This is a genomic window from Corallococcus caeni (assembly GCF_036245865.1).
In the GTDB taxonomy this organism is placed as follows: Bacteria; Myxococcota; Myxococcia; order Myxococcales; family Myxococcaceae; genus Corallococcus; species Corallococcus caeni.
In genome coordinates this window covers 343,871-359,719 of record NZ_BTTW01000005.1, presented here as the reverse complement: position 1 = coordinate 359,719, position 15,849 = coordinate 343,871, and the positions used below count along the sequence as shown (strand labels likewise).

The following is a 15,849-nucleotide window of genomic DNA, read 5'->3' as shown; positions in this document are numbered from 1 at the left end:
ACGAATGGCTGTGCATCCCACAACGCCTGTTTTCTCAATGCGTGAGTGCTTCCAGCGCCTTCGCCTGCGCGTCGATGAAGTTCCCGTAGTCGGACTCCACCTGATCCGCATAGGCGCAGGCGAACTCCGCGACGGCTTCGTCGAAGTGGGCGTTGGTGCCCAGGTATCCCGCGATGAGCGCGGCGTCGCCGGTGCGCGCATGCGCGCGGGCCAGGGTGGCGCCACAGGCGTCCGCGTAGTCCTGGAACACGGGCGCGTCCATCTTCTCCGCGTCCAGCGCGCCCTTCATGTCGCGCAGCTGGCGCACGTAGAAGGCGCCCATGCCCTCCACCTCCGTCCAGCCGAGGAACAGGTCGGAGAACGCCTGCATGCGCCGCTGGCCCACCACCACGCGCTCGCCCGCGCTGTGGAACTCGCTGGGTCCCAGGTAGGGCTCCAAGACAGACGCCTTCGCCTCCTTGAGCTGCAACACCAGCGGGTCCTCCCCGCCGTTGCCTTCACACAGCACGACGTAGGCCTGGAGCCCCACGCTGCCCACGCCCACGACCTTGAAGCCCCACTCCTTGCGCTGGTAGCGCAGGCACAGGTCGCGCACCGCGCCGTCCAGCGACTCCAGGTAGCCCACCGTGAGCCGCTTGATGCGCCGCTCCAGCTCCGACGGCGACACGTCCATCTTCACCGCCGTGAGCGGGAAGAGCAGGGGCGGCTGGTAGGCCAGGTGGCGCTGGCCGTTGCGCTCGACGGTGAGCTTCTCCACCGCGTGCGCGCTGGTGTGCCGCTTCGCCTTCTCCACCGCCTCCGTGGCCAGCCTCGCGGTGTCGTCGGAGCCGGCGTTCTTCAGCTCCTTCGCGTCCACGTGCAGCGACCAGACCTCCAGCAGGCTCTTGGTCGTCAGCTCGCGCATGGTGAGCCGGTAGGACTCCACGGCCTTGCGCGCGGCCTTCTTCCCGCAGCGAGCGCCCAGGCCGTTCTGCTTCGCCGCCATGACGAAGCTGGCGGCCAGGCGCTTCACGTCCCATTCGAAGGGGCCGGGCAGCGTCTCGTCGAAGTCGTTGAGGTCGAAGATGAGGTTGCGCTCGGGCGTGCCGAACAGGCCGAAGTTGGCCAGGTGCGCGTCGCCGCAAATCTGGCTGCGCAGGCCGCTGTTCGGCGTGTGGGCCAGGTCGCGCGCCATGACGAAGGGCGTGCCGCGCAGGAAGGCGAAGGGGGACTCCGACATGCGCTCATGGCGCACGGGCACCAGCCACGGCAGCCGCGTGGCGTCGGACTCCTTGAGCTGCGCGAGCGGGTCGCGTCCCCGGAACGCCTTCCACGTGGCGTGGCTGCCACGGGGACAGCGCTTGCGCAGGGCGCGGCCGGCGTCCATGCGCTCCTCCACGGAGCGGAAGTCCACGGCCTGGAGCCGCGAGGGCTTCAGCTTCCGGGGCGTGCGCCGCGTGCGCTGCTGCTTCTGGGTGGATACGAGGGGAACCTTCGCGGCCCCCAGCTCCGATGTGCCTTCCGCATCCATGGGGTGTGTGACTCCTCACCGCCAAAAGTGGATCCGCCCCCCTGGAACCGGAAGCGTCCGGGGCCGGAAAATCGTCCGCCTCCAGGGACGACGACGTGGGGAGTGTTCACCCTTGAGTAGAGTTCCACTCGATGCAACTCAAACTGGGACTCCTCGTGGGAGCACTGCTCCTGACCGCTTGCGCCGAAGCACCCCTTCCCGCGACCGCTGGAGCCGTCCGCAAGTGGGTAGGACCTCGCGTGGACGTGCCTGGCGGGGGCCAGTTCCGGACCGTCATCCACTACGGCCCGTGGCAGTGCAGCTCCCAGCTCATGACCTACTGCCAGGAGAAGTGTGCTGGGAGTGGGCATGTGCTTCAGGGCTGCATGTGGCTGGCGGATGTGAAGATGGACTTCGAAGGCACGATGGTCAGGGCTGGGAGCCGGTTCGGGCTGACTCAGTGCTGCTGCAACTACGGGACGCTCAGCCCGCTCCAGACGGAGGCAGCCCGCGGTCGCTGGAAGAACATCAGGGAGGGATTCCGTGGCCAGTGGGCGGAACGCTTTGGGGCGTGGCCCGCCGAAGCCAACGGGAAGCCTTTCGAAGGGCACCACATCCGGGACCTCTGGCATGGAGGCAATCCCACGGACTGGGACAACATCCTCCCGTTCCCCAAGGACATCCATCAGGACCTGTTCGGCCTCTACAACCAGTGCTACGCGAACGAGCCTCCGTGGACGCAGGTGGGCCCGGACCATCCCTACGGAGAGTAGACCCATGTCGATGAGCGACTTGCTCGAAGAGGTCTCACGCCTCCATCACGTCCGCCCACCCGCAACGCCGGAACAAATCGATGCGTTCGAGCAAAGGGTAGGGTGGCGTCTCGACCCGGACCTCCGAGCCTTTTATCTGCACTGCGACGGTGCGGACCTGTTCGACCCCGTGGACCCCGCCTTCTCCTTCCTCCCCCTGGAGCGGATTCGCCGGGCACGGGTCGTGATGCGCAAGGACGATACCGACCGCGCGGGGCCTGCGTCCTGGTTCGCCATCGCCGAGGTGCAGGACAGCAACTACATCCTTCTCGATGTGAACCAGCACTCCAACGGCCGATACCCCATCCGCGACGGCTACAACGAAGCGTTCCCGGACCCAGACTACTGCCGCCAGATCGCCGGTTCGTTTTCCGAGTTCCTCGCGGGAGCACTCCGCTCCAACGGGCGCTGGTTCTGGCTCCGCGAGAACGGGTAGCCGTCCCTGCGCTACACCGCCCGTGGCGTGAGCGGGATGCCGCCCTTCGGACGCAGGGTGATGGCGGGGAGGACCTCGGGTGCGGGCCCGGGCCCGGCGTCGAAGTGGAAGCGCTGGAGCAGCGTGGCCAGCACCAGGCGAATCACCATCAACGCGGAGCCCGCGCCGATGCAGAGCCGGGGCCCTCCTCCGAAGGGACACCAGGCGAAGCGTGGGAGGCGCCGCTCCAGCCCGTCCGCCCAGCGCTCGGGACGGAAGGCCTCCGGCTCCGGGAAGTGGCGCGCGTCACGGTGCAGCGCCCACTGTGACCACGCGACCACCGTGCCGGCGGGGACGTGGACGCCGTCCATCCGGTCGTCCGCCTCCGCCACCCGGCTCATGCCCCACGCGGGCGGATACAAACGCAGCGACTCCTTCACCACCTGCTCGCAGTACGGCAGCGACGGCAGGTCCGCCACCGTGGGCTCGCGGCCTCCCAGCTCCCGCCGCAGCGCGGCCTCCGCCTCCGGGTGACGCGCCAGCAACCACAGACTGAGCGCCAGCGCCGCGGCCGTCGTCTCATGCCCGGCGATCATCAACGTCAGACATTCGTCGCGCAACTGCGCGTCCGTCAGGGGCTCGCCTTCCCCGGCCTGCGCCTCCAGCAGCAGGCCCAGCAGGTCGTCTCCGGGACCGCCCTGCCTCCTCCGAACCTCCACCACGTCGTCCACGACGGCGTGCAGGGTGCGCAGGGCGGCCTGGAACCGCCGCTGCCCCGGCGTGGGCACCCAGGCCGGCAGCGGGAGGGGCGTGTCGAAGAGGAACTGGGCGTGCAGCATCACCGCCTCCATGGCCCGCCCCAGCTCCCGCGCCCGCGCGGAGAGGTCCGCACCGAAGAGCGTCCCGGCCACCACGTCCAGCGTCAGCGCCATCATCTCCGGGTACGCGTTGAAGGCCTCTCCCTCCCGCCGTGACTCGAGCCAGGTGTTCGCGGCCCTCACCGCCACGCTCCCGTGCGCGGCCAGCAGGTGTTTGTGGAAGGCCGGCTGCATCATCCGCCGCCGCCGCATCCAGACGTCGCCGTGGCTGGTGAACAGCCCCTGGCCCACCACCGCCTCCAGGGCGCGCTTCTGGAAGGCGTCCTTCGGGTAGTTGCGGAAGTTCTTCACCAGCACGTGCTCGATGGCCTCCGACGTGTTGAGCAGGTAGACGGCCGTCCCCACGAAGCGGGTCCGCACCACCGCGCCCGCGCCCGCGTAGCGCAGGAAGAAGCCCAGCGGGTCCTTGCGGTACTCCAGCCCCTGGCCCACCCAGGGAAGCCCTGACGGAAGCCGGGGCGGAAGGACCGCGGGGTCGGAAGTGACGGCGTGCATGCGGCGAGTGTAGCCGAGCCGCAACAGTGGGAGCCCCTACGAGGCCGTCCCGCCGTGACGGTGCACGCTACAAACCCAGACACCTGTGACATGCGGGGCTACAGCGACTTGCTGCGTCAGCTCGTTTTGCTGCGTAAACAGGAACATTTGTTTTCGCAGGTTACTGGCTCGGAGGGTGCAGGAGCGCTGGCCGCCGGGCGCGGGAGGTCTCGTGCCCGGTGTTTCACCCCCGGGTGAAACACACCCCCTTTTTCGAGGTCGAAGACATGCGGACGATGAAGACGGCATTCGCGATGGCGGCGGCTTTCCTGACCCTGGCGGGTTGCCAGGGACCGGACGACGGCGCACAGGCTCCCATGGACACGCAGGAGTCGCAGGCGCAGGGCTGTGTCTCGCGGTTCAATGGCATCCAGAGCTGTGCCACCGGCAACGCGCAGCTGACCGCCACGGCGGAAGGGCTCCAGGTCTCCGGGCTCGCGAACCCGCAGGCGGACGGTGTCGCCAGCCGGTTCTCCGACGCGCAAGGCTGGCAGCAGACCACGCGGATGACCCTGGGCCAGGGCCAGGGCCAGGGCCGGTTCTCGCTGGCCGCGCGCGACACGGACCAGGTGGTCAGCACGCTGAGCGTCACGCCGAACTCGACCGGGACGCAGCTGGCCCTGGCGCCCGCCTTCACCGGCACGGCCGGCGGCTCCAGCTACCGCGTCAACGTGTACCGCGACGGCGTGTACCAGGGCGGCGGCACCCAGGAGCCCGCCGCCCGCGTCATCATCTTCACGGACTGGATGGGCAACGTGTACATGGCCTGGGGCTTCGCCAACATCGACTTCCGCCACCTGCCGTTCCCCTACGCCGTGCGCGAGACCGCCGCGCCCCAGACCGAGGTGGGCGCCTGCAACTGGCGCATGAGCCTCAAGGGCAAGACCTTCACCACCCTGGTGAACGGCCAGCAGCTCACCGGTGACACGCTGGAGCTGGTGGAGCAGATCGGCGACGGCGCCTATCCCTACCGTCACTTCTCCGGCATCGACGTGAAGGGCTCCGCCAGCGGCTACACCATCCTGAACGAGGCCACCGCCCAGGCCGACGGCGCCCAGGCGCGCTAGCCGTTCCGTCGTGACACCTCCCGTCCCCCGGCTTCGTGCCAGGGGACGGGGGCGTGGGGGGCCTACCTGGGGTGGAAGCACTTCGTGTCGGTGTTGCCTTCGTCCTGGTTGTAGAGGACGGCCTCCGCCCACCGGATGACGTCCAGGCCCACGGCGCCGAACTCGAACGCGAAGGCGGTGAAGACAATCTCCTCCTTGGCCGGTGAGGGGGTGAAGCCTCCCAGGCACTCGAGCGCCGTCCCCGTGTAGCGCAGCAGGTTGGCGCCGAGCTTCTCCGTATCCGTCATGAAGCCATGCGAGTTGGACACCGGCTCGTCCCCGGCCAGGGCCGCCATCTCCATCACGTAGCTCAGGACGGAGAGGATGAGCCCGCCAACGCCAATGACCCCGAGCAGCCCCGTGTCCACCTGCTCCAGGACCTTCGCGGCGAGCTTCGTGTCCTCGCCCGTCGGAGGCCTCCAGCCCAGGTAGGCCACGCAGCCCGAGGTCATGGCCTCCACGGCGGTGACGCACCAGAGGAGCAGGTCCACCACCCGCTGGGGGATGTTTTCGTCGGTGGGGAAGGTGCCGGCCACGCCCGCCGCGGTCGCGACGGCCTGGAGGGTGGCGTTGACCTTCTTGAGCGGGCCTTCGACCTTCGCGATGCTCAGCAGCGCCGAGGCCTCCAGGAAGAGGGAGTAGAGGAGGGAGGCGATCTCCGCCCCGGCGCCGCCCAGGATGGAGTAGGCGCAGGCCTTCGGGCCCAGGTTGCTCGTCTTCGCGGCCAGCTCCAGGGTCGGCTGTGCGCGCCAGGGCATCCGCGCCAGCTCCAGCGTGGCCTGTTGGGCCTGGGGCTGGCTGGGGACGGGCGCCTCGCCCGTGAGCAGCTTGTAGACAATCGTCAGCGGGATGGCCGTGAGCAGGCTGAGGGCGCTCAGCATGGTCAGCTGCTCTTCACCCGTGAGCTTCTTGTAGAGCCACGTGATGACCGGGATGTTGAACGGCCGCAGCAGCACGTCCTGGATGATGGCCTGGGTCAGGTCCTCCACGACTTCACAGAGGCCCAGCACCAGGTCCCGCATGGCGCTCAGCAGCGCCTTGCCCGCCTCGCCCGCGACGAGCTTCACGATGGCGTGCAGGCTGAGGTTGCCCTGCTGCGCGAGCGTCTGGAGGCCCTGGAGCAGCTCCGTCACGCTCGTCGCGACATCCGACAGGATGTCCTGCACGGTCTGGACGAAGTCGGAGATGGCCTCCATCACCGGGTTGTCCGGCGCGTCCGACGTGCTCTGGCCGATGCCGCCGTGGGACATCTGGTACGTGGAGAAGCTCGCACCCGGGCTGGTGGTGAGGCAGTCGAGCGCGGACTGCTGCTCCGCGCTCGCCGAGGACTGAGCCTGGGCCGTCACCTGCTGCGTGCTCACGTCCTGAAGCCCCAGGGCGGAGTCACAGAGGCTGTCGAACTGCGCGATGAGCGAGTCGAAGAAGGAGGTGATGGTGGCCTCCGACCCCTTCAGCTTGCCCGCGAGCGCCAGGAGCGCGTCCTGCGTCATCGCCTCCAGCGCGCGCTGGGTGGCCAGGATGTCGTCCCACGCGAACAGGAAGCCCAGGAACGCGATGATGTCTTCAATCAGCACCGCCAACTGCTGGAACAGCCAGCTGATGAGCTGGAGCGCTTCCTTGATCGTCCGGACGACGAAGGACACCACCTGCTCGCCAATCTTCACGAAGAACTGGAGCAGCGTCTTCGTGCCGCTGACGATGGGCTGGATGACGTACTCGTAGACAGCGCCCGCGGCGCTCTTGAGCGCCTGGAGCACGTCACCCGCCGCCGTCTCGATGGCGTTCGTCACGTTGCCCAGCACCCGGAAGGACGTCTGGGTCTTCGCCATCGCCGTGGGCGCCATCGTCGGCGCCGCGGGCTCCACGGGCGCCGCCGAGCCGTCCGCGGGCAGGCTGTCCATGTTGTCCATGAGCTGCTGGAGCGACGCCTGCACCTGCGCCACCAGGTCCGGATCCGCGCCGGGAGGGACCACGGGCGTGCCGTCCGGCTTCTTCCACTGGGACAGGTCCGCGGACTTCAGCTTCGCGGCCAGGTTCGCGCGCAGCTCCTTGCTGGGGTCCGCCGTCACGTCCTGGGCGAGGAACGCCGCGCTGAAGCGGAACACGGGCGTGCCCACGTCGGACACCTTGTTGATGAGCGTCACCGTGCCGCTGGCGTCCGTCTTCACCTCCACGCGCGTGCTGGCGTCCAGGTCCGTCCAGTAGCCGTTCACCATCACGCGGGACCACTCGGAGGCGTTCACCCGCACCGGCTGGTTCACGATGGGGGCGCCCTGCGCGTCGGTGAAGCGCACCACCGTGGTGTAGCTGGGGAACTCCTGCCCGTTGGCCAGGGTGGGCAACACCATGTCCGTGTTCTGCCAGGCGGTGGTGTCCGGGTCCTGCCACAGGTACGTGATGAGGCTGTTGTCCGTGGAGGTGACGAACAGCTCGCCCGTGGAGCGCTTCTGGTTGCGGCGCGGGGCCAGCCGCGCCACGTGCTCGCGCTGCTGGAGCGGCACGGACCAGCCGGCGGTGGCGCCCACCGCGTTGTTCAGGGAGAACAGCCGCTGGCTGCCGTCCACCGCCCAGACGCTGACGCGCTGCGAGTCCTGCTGTGCCAGCACCGACGTGACCCCGGACAGCACGGCCGACGACGCGATGGTCAGCGCGGTGCTCTTGGCGTTCTTCAGGCCGGTGGAGGGGAACCACGACAGCCCGTCACCGCCCACGTACAGCGCGCTCAGCCCCCCGTTCTGGCGGTCCTCCAGCGCCCACAGGCAGCGCGCGCCCGGCGGCGCCGTCACTGACAGCGAGTGCGTGGTGTTGGTGGAAGGGTCCAGGAGGCTGGTGAACGTGAGGCACCGCTTGCCGGTGTTGTCGTCGAACAGCGACCACGTGCCCCGGTAGGAGATGCCGGTGATGGAGGCCCGGGCCACCACCACGTCGTGCAGCGTCTGCATGTCCTTGGGCGGCGCCCAGTTCACCCACGCGCTGTTCGTGCTGCTCGTGGACGCGTCCACGAAGTAGCGGCCCGTGGTGCCGGACGTGTTCTTCACCTCGGCCACCAGCAGCGGCGGCTCGCTGGCGCTGACGAAGTCACCCAGCAGCAGCCGCTGCACGGGCATGCCGGCGGGGGCGCCGTTGCGCTGGACCCACGCGGTGTTGAGCGTGTTCCAGGGGCCGCCGTCCGGCGTGGGCGTGAGCGCCGGGGAGACGAACACGCGGCTGCCGCCCGCGCCGTCATCCAGGGCCACGGCGATGATGACCTGGCCCGAGGGGGCCTGGACCACCGCGTAGCCCTGCACGTCGTGGTTGGCGTCCGGGCTGAGCTCCACCTGGCGCCAGCCGGTCGTCACGGTGGTGTCGCGCAACATCACCCACAGCGTCTTGCGCGCGGTGTTCGCGGCGGACGCGCCCACGCTGAACAACAGCGGGGAGCCGCCGGTGTCCTCCGCGGAGGCCAGCGGGTAGGCCGCGTCCACGGAGGTCGCGGCCAGGTAGTTGGACATGAGGCTGGAGGAAACGGTCGCCGTTCCCGTCTGGGGAGTCTGGGACATGGAGGGTTCCTTGGATGTCTTTGAGAGGGATTGGCGCTTCAGCCGGGGAAGGACACGTCCACCTGGACGGCGCCCTCGGCGTTGAAGACGAACTGGCTGTAGTCGTGCGCGGAGCCCGTGGGCAGCACGACGCAGTCCTCGACGTCCAGCGCCATGGACGCGTTGTCACGGAAGGCGGTGGCCAGGTTGCTGGCGAAGTCCTGCGCCTGCTTCGTGATGGCGTCCTGCGGCGACGTGGAGGACCAGTTGAACAGCTTGTCCAGCGCGTTGAAGACCCAGCCATCCAGGGTCTTGTCCACGCTCGGCGCCGGAGCCTGGCCCAGGACGATGTTCACGGACGTCACCAGCTTGCCGCCGCTGCCGGCCTGCAAGGTGACGGTGCCCGTCCAGGGCTGTACGTAGGTGGCCCGTCCCAGGACGTCCTTCATGCCCAGGCCGATGAAGTCCAGCGGGTACTGACTCACCTCGATGTTCACCTGGAACTGCCCCGTGAGGGACAGCGTGCAGCGGTCGGTCTGGGTGAGGTCGGGCTGGGTGGTGAAGCTGATGCCCTCCGTGCCGGCCACGTACTGGTCGAAGCCGTTGTTCACCTGGACGAACTCGCCCCGGCCGTCGTTCTTGCTGGAGTTGTCCTTCGTGCCGACGCACTGGTACTTCAGCGGCGCCAGCCGGTTGATGGAGCCCGGGATGCCGGAGGCCCTCAGGATGGCGGGCAGCACCACCGGCTTCAGGTAGCCCTCGCCCAGCGTGTCCTGGCTGAGGAACAGCCGCGCCCGCGCCTCCGCCGGGGTGCCGTCCGGGTTGGTGGTGGCGGCCAGCGGCGCGGTGAAGCCGAAGCGCGAGGCCCACGCGGGCTCCTTCCGGCCCCGGCTCATCATGCACACGTTGAGCGTGCTGTAGTTCCCGTTGGTGCCGTAGCGGGTGGTGCGCTCCTTCGCGAACGTGGGGACGATGCTCGCGGGGCTGCCCGGCGCCTGCGTCGTGTACGCCACGTCCATGTGGCCCACACCGGCCAGCGTGGCCTGGAGCGCGCTCTGCGCGGCCTGGCTGAGCGCCACGGGCTGGTTGCTCGCGTTCACCACCTGGAGCGACCGGAACAGCGACGGGTTGGCCAGGTCCAGGAAGAGGCGGTAGACGGAGTAGTTGAGCGACTGGAGCCCCTGGATGTGCTGCTTCGCCTCCGACGTGGCGGCCAGCGTGTTGGGGTCCGTCACCTGCGCCTGCGACAGGTCCAGCGACACGATGACCGTCGTCCCCGACAGCGCCTGCGTCTTCGTCGCGCCTGACTCCACGTACTGGAGGGTCGCGGTGGTGAAGGGCAGGTGCACGTCCAGGTGGGTCGTCTGGTCGTCGGGCACCGACACGGTCGGGTCGCCCATGGCCGTCACGGTGAGCTGCGCGCCGCCGCTGGCGGTCTGCGTGAACGAAGACGGGATGAGCTGGTAGTAGCGCAGCGCGTGCAGTTGCTTGTTGATGAGCCCCACCGACAGCGCCCACACCAGGTCCCACTCATGGGGCGCGCGCGGCTTGAAGTCCACCCGGTAGGTGGTCGCGTGATGGTCGCCGGACGTGTCCGTCTGGGTGATGACCACCGGCGCGAGGTTGGTGTCCGTGGTGGCGGTATAGGACTCGTGGTGCTGCGCTCCGCTGGAGTAGTTCCAGTAGAAGGAGAGGGGTACCTGCTCGTTCCCCGTCTCCAGCTTGTACGTCACCGTGCCCTCGGGCCCGGGAGAGAGGGAGTTGTTCTGCTCGATGGTGAAGGCCGTGCTGGCGCCCGCCGCGATGCTGGTGGCGGGGGCACTGCCGCTGAGCGAGCCGTCCTTGTAGTCAACGGTGCCGCGGTTATCGATGGGGCAGCCGGAGTTGTTCTGGATGGTGAGGGTCGTCGAGATCGTCATGAGAGGACCAGGCAGGTGGGGGACATGTGTCGCGAAACACAACCTGTTTCACGGACACGCTGTCTTTGACTGCAAGGCCAGGACCAATCCCTGACGCACCGTCATCGCGTTCACTGCTCGCGCGCGGGCCCGGAACTGCGTGCTGACGGGACGCGCGTGCGTCGTGCGGCGCGCTAACGCTCGTCGCCGAGCACCGGCCTCAGCTGTCCGCTGTTGATGGCCAGCGACAGCCGCTGCTCCATGGCTTCACGTTCGTCGTGGGTCCCCGCGCGAAGCGCCTGGTGGAAGCGCTGTTGATCTGCTTCCGTCCAGCGGCCCCGCGTGATGGCGTCCGCCAGGACCTGCTGGCACTGACGGGACGCCTCCACCTGTTCGGGCGTGGGGGCGGGGCGCGGGTCCTCCTCGGGCTCCGCGGAAGACGCCGCCACGGGTTCCCTCGCCGCGAGCACGGCGAGCTGTTCGCGGATCAGCCGCAGCTCCTCTCGGGAGTCCGGCGCCTGCATCACCACGGAGGTCGGCGCGGGACGGGACTGCATGAGGACGCGGAGGTGCTGGGCGTGGGCTTCCAGCTTCGCGTCCAGCATCTGCTCCACGCGGGACTCCAGCGTGGCGAAGGTCAGCGCCACGCCCCCGGTGATGCCGAGCGCGATGCCCGGGACCTGTGACAGGAGTGTCTGGAGGAAGGTCTTCATCGTGAGCCTCCGGGAGCGTGACGCAGGAAGGTGTGACTACGGCGCCTTCGGCTCCAGCTGCGAACCCTTGAGCACGTCGATGGACTGACAGACGCCGCTCGCGTCCCAGGAGAAGTACAGGTAGGCCGAGTCGCTGGCGGACTGGGCGCTGCGGATGAGCACCGGCGAGTACGACACGCAGGACACGTAGACGCTCGCCGAGCTGTTGGCGAAGCACCGCACGGACTCGCCCGCCGTCACGTCCGCGAAGGTGCGGCAATAGATGTTCTGGATGGCGTCCGCGCTGTTGCGCGCCGTGCCCATCGCGCCGTACGCGTAGCGGCTGGCCGTGCTGATGACCACGGGGAACGTCACCTTCGACCCCGCGTACGCCACGGGCACGGCCAGCAGCACCAGCGCGACGGACATCCCCAACGCCTGCGTGAAACGCTTCATGGTGTGGACTCCTTCAGTGGAAATGGCTGAAGGGGTTACGACCGCCGCGGCGTTTATTCCCGTGACGTTTCCGGAGGGCGTCCTTCCCACCCGCGAGGGCCCGCCCCTATCGTCCCGGGACATCCCCCATTGAAGGAGCGTCCGCATGGGCAGCTATCTGGACTTCTACCGCCGCTCCATTGAAGCGCCGGAGGCGTTCTGGGCGGAGCAGGCCCGTCTCATCGACTGGGAGCGGCCCTTCGACGCGGTGCTGGATGCCTCCCGACCGCCCTTCGCGCGCTGGTTCGTCGGCGGGCGCACCAACCTGTGCCACAACGCCGTGGACCGGCACCTGGCCACCCGCGCGGACCAGCCGGCGCTCGTCTTTGAATCCTCCGAAACGGACCAGCGCCGCCAGTACACCTACGCGCAGCTGCACGCGGAGGTGAACCGCGTGGCGGCCATGCTGGGCTCGCTGGGCGTGAAGCGCGGCGACCGCGTCATCGTCTACATGCCCATGGTGCCGGAGGCCGTCTTCGTGCTGCTCGCGTGCACGCGGCTGGGGGCCATCCACTCGGTGGTGTTCGGCGGCTTCGCGGCGCACAGCCTGGCCCTGCGCATCGACGACGCGAAGCCCGTGCTGCTGGTGACGGCGGACGCGGGCATGCGCGCGGGCCGGGTCATCCCCTACAAGCCGCTGGTGGATGAGGCCCTGTCGCTCGCGAAGCACCCGCCCGCGCAGGTGCTGGTGCTGGACCGGGGCCTGGTGCCCGGCAGCCCCGTCACGCCGGGGCGCGACGTGGACTTCGCCACGCTGGGCGCGCGGCACGAAGGGGCCCAGGTGCCGGTGGAGTGGCTGGAGTCCTCCGAGCCCAGCTACATCCTCTACACGTCCGGCACCACCGGGAAGCCCAAGGGCGTGCAGCGCGACACGGGCGGCTACGCGGTGGCGCTGGCCGCGTCCATGCGCCACATCTACACGGGGCAGCCCGGCGAGGCGATGTTCACCGCCTCCGACATCGGCTGGGTGGTGGGCCACTCGTACATCGTCTACGGCCCGCTCCTGAACGGCATGACGACGGTCCTCTACGAGGGCCTGCCCATCCGGCCGGATGCCGCCGTCTGGTGGCGCCTCATCGAGCACCACAAGGTGAGCGTGATGTTCACGTCCCCCACCGCCATCCGCATCCTGAAGAAGCAGGACGCCGCGTTCCTCGAGCGCCACGACACCTCCCGCCTGCGCTACCTGTTCCTCGCCGGGGAGCCGCTGGATGCGCCCACGCACGCGTGGATTTCGGACGCGCTGCCGGCCACGCAGGTGCTGGACAACTACTGGCAGACGGAGACGGGCTGGCCCATCCTGGGGCCCGTCCCCGGAGTGGAACCGCGCAAGCGCAAGCTGGGCTCACCGGGCACGGCCATCTACGGCTACCGCGTGAAGCTGGTGGACGGCTTGAGCGGGGAAGAGGTGACGGCGCCGAACCACAAGGGCGTGCTTGTGATTGAGCCGCCGCTGCCGCCGGGGTGCCTGTCCACGGTGTGGGGGGACGACGCGCGCTTCGTCTCCACGTACTTCTCCAGCTTCGACACGCCCCTCTACAACACCTTCGACTGGGCCACGCGCGACGAGGACGGGGACTACTTCATCCTGGGCCGCACGGACGACGTCATCAACGTGGCGGGCCACCGGCTGGGCACGCGGGAGATTGAAGAGGCCATCAGCGGCCACCCGGGCGTCGCGGAGGTGGCGGTGGTGGGCGTGAAGGACGAGCTCAAGGGCCAGGTGGTGATGGCCTTCGCCGTGCCCAGGGACCCCGCGCGCCTGCATCGCGAGGAGGACCGCGACGCCCTCGCCCGCGAGGTGATGGACACGGTGGGCCGCACGCTGGGGGCCGTGGCCCGCCCCGCGGCCGTGTACGTGGTGGCGAACCTGCCCAAGACGCGCTCCGGCAAGCTGCTGCGCCGGAGCATCCAGGCGGTGGCGGAGGACCGCGAGCCGGGGGACCTCACCACCATCGAGGACCCGGGCGCCCTGGAGGGCATCCAGGCCGCCGTGAAGGCGCGGCCCCCGAAGCCCTGAAACAGGACGGGCCCCCGACGCGGTCGCCTGGGCCGAGGCGACCGCTCCGGAGGCCCGTGGACGGCCTGCCTGCTGCCTACTGCCCGGAGCTCACCGTGAAGGTGGAGCCGGAGAACGCGCTGTAGGCGCGGATGAGCACGTAGTAGGTGCCCGACTGCGCGGCGTTGATGGTGCAGGACTCGTCGCTGGTGGCGCCCGCGGAGCGGCAGTCGTAGCTGGTGGTCGTGGGCGCGCTGCCGAACTTCACGTACAGGTCCGCGTCACCCGTGCCGCCGGCCAGTTGGAAGCGCATCGCGGTGGCGCCGGACGGCTTGACGTAGCTGAGGTTCGTGTTGCTGTTGCGGGCGCCGGAGACGTTGGTCAGCGTCGCGAGGGTCGTCCAGGTCGGCGGCGCGGCCACGCCCACGGCGGTCCACGCCTCGTTGACGGACGTGACGGCGCTGGAGCCGTACAGGTCGGCGGCGGCCTGCGCGGTGGCGCCGCGCGCGTCGGAGAAGGTGCTGCCCGGCGTCAGGTAGACGGTGTTCGCGCGGTAGAAGATGGCCGCGCCCTTCTGGATGCTGGCGTAGGTGTTGGCGTCGAGCGCGGGCACCACGTTGCTCGTCTTGCCGCGCGGGTGCGTGCCGCCCTTGACCATCAGGTGGAACGCCAGGTTCGCGATGCCGGAGTTCCAGTGCACGCCGCCGCTGTCGGACGTGCCGGTGTAGCGCGTGGGGTAGTAGTCGTAGTCCCCCGCGATGGCCGGGTCGTTCATGTAGCGCAAGGCGTCGCCCGCGGTGGCCGGCGTCCAGCACTCCTCGCCAATCTTCCAGGTGTTGGCGCTGACGGCGCCGTCCCGGTACGCCTCGATGGAGGCGCCGAAGATGTCGGACATGGCCTCGTTCAGCGCGCCGGACTCGTTGGCGTAGATGAGCTCCGAGGACGTGTCGGTGACGGCGTGCGTGAGCTCGTGGCCGACGACGTCCAGCACGGTGAGCGCGCTGGACTGCACGCCGTCGCCGTCGCCGTAGACCATCTGCGTGCCGTCCCAGAACGCGTTCACGTAGTTCTTGCTGTAGTGGACGCTGGAGGTGAGCGCCGTGCCCAGCCCGTCGTAGCTGTCCCGGCCGAACACGTTGGCGTAGAAGTCATACGTGAAGCCCGCGTTGTCGTGGGCCTGGTCTAGCAGCGCGTCGCCCGACGGGCCCTGGCCCTCGCTGCGCACCAGCGTGCCCGGCAGCGTCGTGCGGTTCTTCGCCGTGTACGTCTTGCGGTTGCGGCTGGTCTGCAGGTTGTCGAAGCCCCAGACGGTGTCGCCCGTCCGCGCGTCGATGAAGACGTTGGGCATGGAGGGCAGGCCGTCCACGTCCACCGTCGCCAGCTGCACGCGCCACGTCAGGCGGGTGTCCTTCGGGTCCGCGAGGATCTGCAGGTCCGCCCGGGGCGCGCCCGTGAGCACGCTGCCCGCCGCCTCCTGAGCGGCCACGGCGCGCTGGATGGCCTCGTCCGCCTTGAGCCGGGGCGTGGTCTCCACCTTGAGGTCGCGCACGAGCCGGTCCGTCACGCCCTCGACCGCGCCGTTCGCGCCCAGGTGGACGATGGCCGCCGCGCCAAAGACAGGCACGCCCTGGAAGGTCTGCGTGAGGCGCTCATGCGCCTGGCCGCGCGCATCCACGTGGAAGCGCCGCGAGGTCAGCTCCCCCGCGCCCTTGAAGAAGCCGGGGCGCTCCGCCTGGAGCCGGCGCAGGCCGTCGCCACGCACCGGCTTCGCGGCCAGCGCGCTGTCCTGCTGTGCCACGGCCTTCGAACTGTCTTCAATGGTTTCAGTCGGACCGCAGGCGCTTCCCAGCAGCAGGAAGGACGCGAGCGAGGCGTAATGACGGATGCGCATGGAGGACTCCGGTTCGCGCGGGGAGCGCTTTCCAGGGGGTGTGGTTTCACCCAGAAAGTAAAATTCCTGGGTAATTCAGGAGACTCGGGGAGCCGTGAAACGGCCACGGCGGCGATCAGCGA

Annotated in this window: 11 protein-coding genes; 4 read left to right on the top strand and 7 right to left on the bottom strand. The window is 69.3% G+C overall.

Features of this window, described 5'->3' with window-relative positions; translation table 11 throughout:
• Positions 1–34: 34 nt before the first annotated feature.
• On the bottom strand, positions 35–1,510 hold the full coding sequence (locus tag AABA78_RS22735; protein ID WP_338265681.1) for a DUF2252 domain-containing protein: 1,476 nt from the start codon (positions 1,508–1,510) through the stop codon (positions 35–37).
• 239 nt (positions 1,511–1,749) lie between these two features.
• Here AABA78_RS22735 and AABA78_RS22730 point away from each other — a divergent pair, with 239 nt between their 5' ends.
• Together AABA78_RS22730 and AABA78_RS22725 are read left to right on the top strand one after the other, a co-directional pair.
• The gene (locus AABA78_RS22730) at positions 1,750–2,262 is read left to right on the top strand and encodes a hypothetical protein (RefSeq protein WP_253895012.1); all 513 of its coding nucleotides are present in this window, start codon (positions 1,750–1,752) and stop codon (positions 2,260–2,262) included.
• A gap of 4 nt (positions 2,263–2,266) precedes the next feature.
• Positions 2,267–2,737, top strand: coding sequence for an SMI1/KNR4 family protein (locus AABA78_RS22725; protein WP_338265677.1), 471 nt, complete (start codon positions 2,267–2,269; stop codon positions 2,735–2,737).
• Between the two features lie 11 nt (positions 2,738–2,748).
• On the opposite strand, the gene AABA78_RS22720 is transcribed toward AABA78_RS22725, so the two are convergent.
• Complete coding sequence (locus tag AABA78_RS22720; protein ID WP_338265675.1) at positions 2,749–4,089, bottom strand: cytochrome P450; 1,341 nt, start codon at positions 4,087–4,089, stop codon at positions 2,749–2,751.
• A 275-nt stretch (positions 4,090–4,364) separates the two neighbouring features.
• Here AABA78_RS22720 and AABA78_RS22715 point away from each other — a divergent pair, with 275 nt between their 5' ends.
• The gene (locus tag AABA78_RS22715) at positions 4,365–5,195 is read left to right on the top strand and encodes a hypothetical protein (protein ID WP_338265674.1); all 831 of its coding nucleotides are present in this window, start codon (positions 4,365–4,367) and stop codon (positions 5,193–5,195) included.
• Between the two features lie 62 nt (positions 5,196–5,257).
• Here AABA78_RS22715 and AABA78_RS22710 read toward each other — a convergent pair whose 3' ends face one another.
• The 4 genes from AABA78_RS22710 to AABA78_RS22695 form a co-directional block, all read right to left on the bottom strand.
• Positions 5,258–8,773 carry a methyl-accepting chemotaxis protein gene (locus AABA78_RS22710; protein WP_338265672.1) on the bottom strand — a complete coding sequence of 1,172 codons (3,516 nt, stop codon included), beginning with the start codon at positions 8,771–8,773 and terminating at the stop codon, positions 5,258–5,260.
• 38 nt (positions 8,774–8,811) lie between these two features.
• Complete coding sequence (locus AABA78_RS22705; protein WP_338265670.1) at positions 8,812–10,671, bottom strand: hypothetical protein; 1,860 nt, start codon at positions 10,669–10,671, stop codon at positions 8,812–8,814.
• A 173-nt stretch (positions 10,672–10,844) separates the two neighbouring features.
• Entirely contained in the window at positions 10,845–11,363 is a 519-nt protein-coding gene (locus AABA78_RS22700) for a hypothetical protein (RefSeq protein ID WP_338265668.1), read from the bottom strand.
• 36 nt (positions 11,364–11,399) lie between these two features.
• The gene (locus AABA78_RS22695; RefSeq protein WP_338265666.1) at positions 11,400–11,798 is read right to left on the bottom strand and encodes a hypothetical protein; all 399 of its coding nucleotides are present in this window, start codon (positions 11,796–11,798) and stop codon (positions 11,400–11,402) included.
• Between the two features lie 145 nt (positions 11,799–11,943).
• Here AABA78_RS22695 and AABA78_RS22690 point away from each other — a divergent pair, with 145 nt between their 5' ends.
• Positions 11,944–13,857, top strand: coding sequence for a propionate--CoA ligase (locus tag AABA78_RS22690; RefSeq protein WP_338265664.1), 1,914 nt, complete (start codon positions 11,944–11,946; stop codon positions 13,855–13,857).
• Between the two features lie 76 nt (positions 13,858–13,933).
• Here AABA78_RS22690 and AABA78_RS22685 read toward each other — a convergent pair whose 3' ends face one another.
• Entirely contained in the window at positions 13,934–15,727 is a 1,794-nt protein-coding gene (locus AABA78_RS22685; RefSeq protein ID WP_338265663.1) for a M4 family metallopeptidase, read from the bottom strand.
• Positions 15,728–15,849 lie beyond the last annotated feature (122 nt).

Bases quoted from the DNA above. Each gene is read 5' to 3' on its own strand.
- AABA78_RS22735 (WP_338265681.1), bottom strand. From the start codon at position 1,510: ATGGATGCGGAAGGCACATCGGAGCTGGGGGCCGCGAAGGTTCCCCTC.
- AABA78_RS22725 (WP_338265677.1), top strand. From the start codon at position 2,267: ATGTCGATGAGCGACTTGCTCGAAGAGGTCTCACGCCTCCATCACGTC.
- AABA78_RS22720 (WP_338265675.1), bottom strand. From the start codon at position 4,089: ATGCACGCCGTCACTTCCGACCCCGCGGTCCTTCCGCCCCGGCTTCCG.
- AABA78_RS22715 (WP_338265674.1), top strand. From the start codon at position 4,365: ATGAAGACGGCATTCGCGATGGCGGCGGCTTTCCTGACCCTGGCGGGT.
- AABA78_RS22710 (WP_338265672.1), bottom strand. From the start codon at position 8,773: ATGTCCCAGACTCCCCAGACGGGAACGGCGACCGTTTCCTCCAGCCTC.
- AABA78_RS22705 (WP_338265670.1), bottom strand. From the start codon at position 10,671: ATGACGATCTCGACGACCCTCACCATCCAGAACAACTCCGGCTGCCCC.
- AABA78_RS22700 (WP_338265668.1), bottom strand. From the start codon at position 11,363: ATGAAGACCTTCCTCCAGACACTCCTGTCACAGGTCCCGGGCATCGCG.
- AABA78_RS22695 (WP_338265666.1), bottom strand. From the start codon at position 11,798: ATGAAGCGTTTCACGCAGGCGTTGGGGATGTCCGTCGCGCTGGTGCTG.
- AABA78_RS22690 (WP_338265664.1), top strand. From the start codon at position 11,944: ATGGGCAGCTATCTGGACTTCTACCGCCGCTCCATTGAAGCGCCGGAG.
- AABA78_RS22685 (WP_338265663.1), bottom strand. From the start codon at position 15,727: ATGCGCATCCGTCATTACGCCTCGCTCGCGTCCTTCCTGCTGCTGGGA.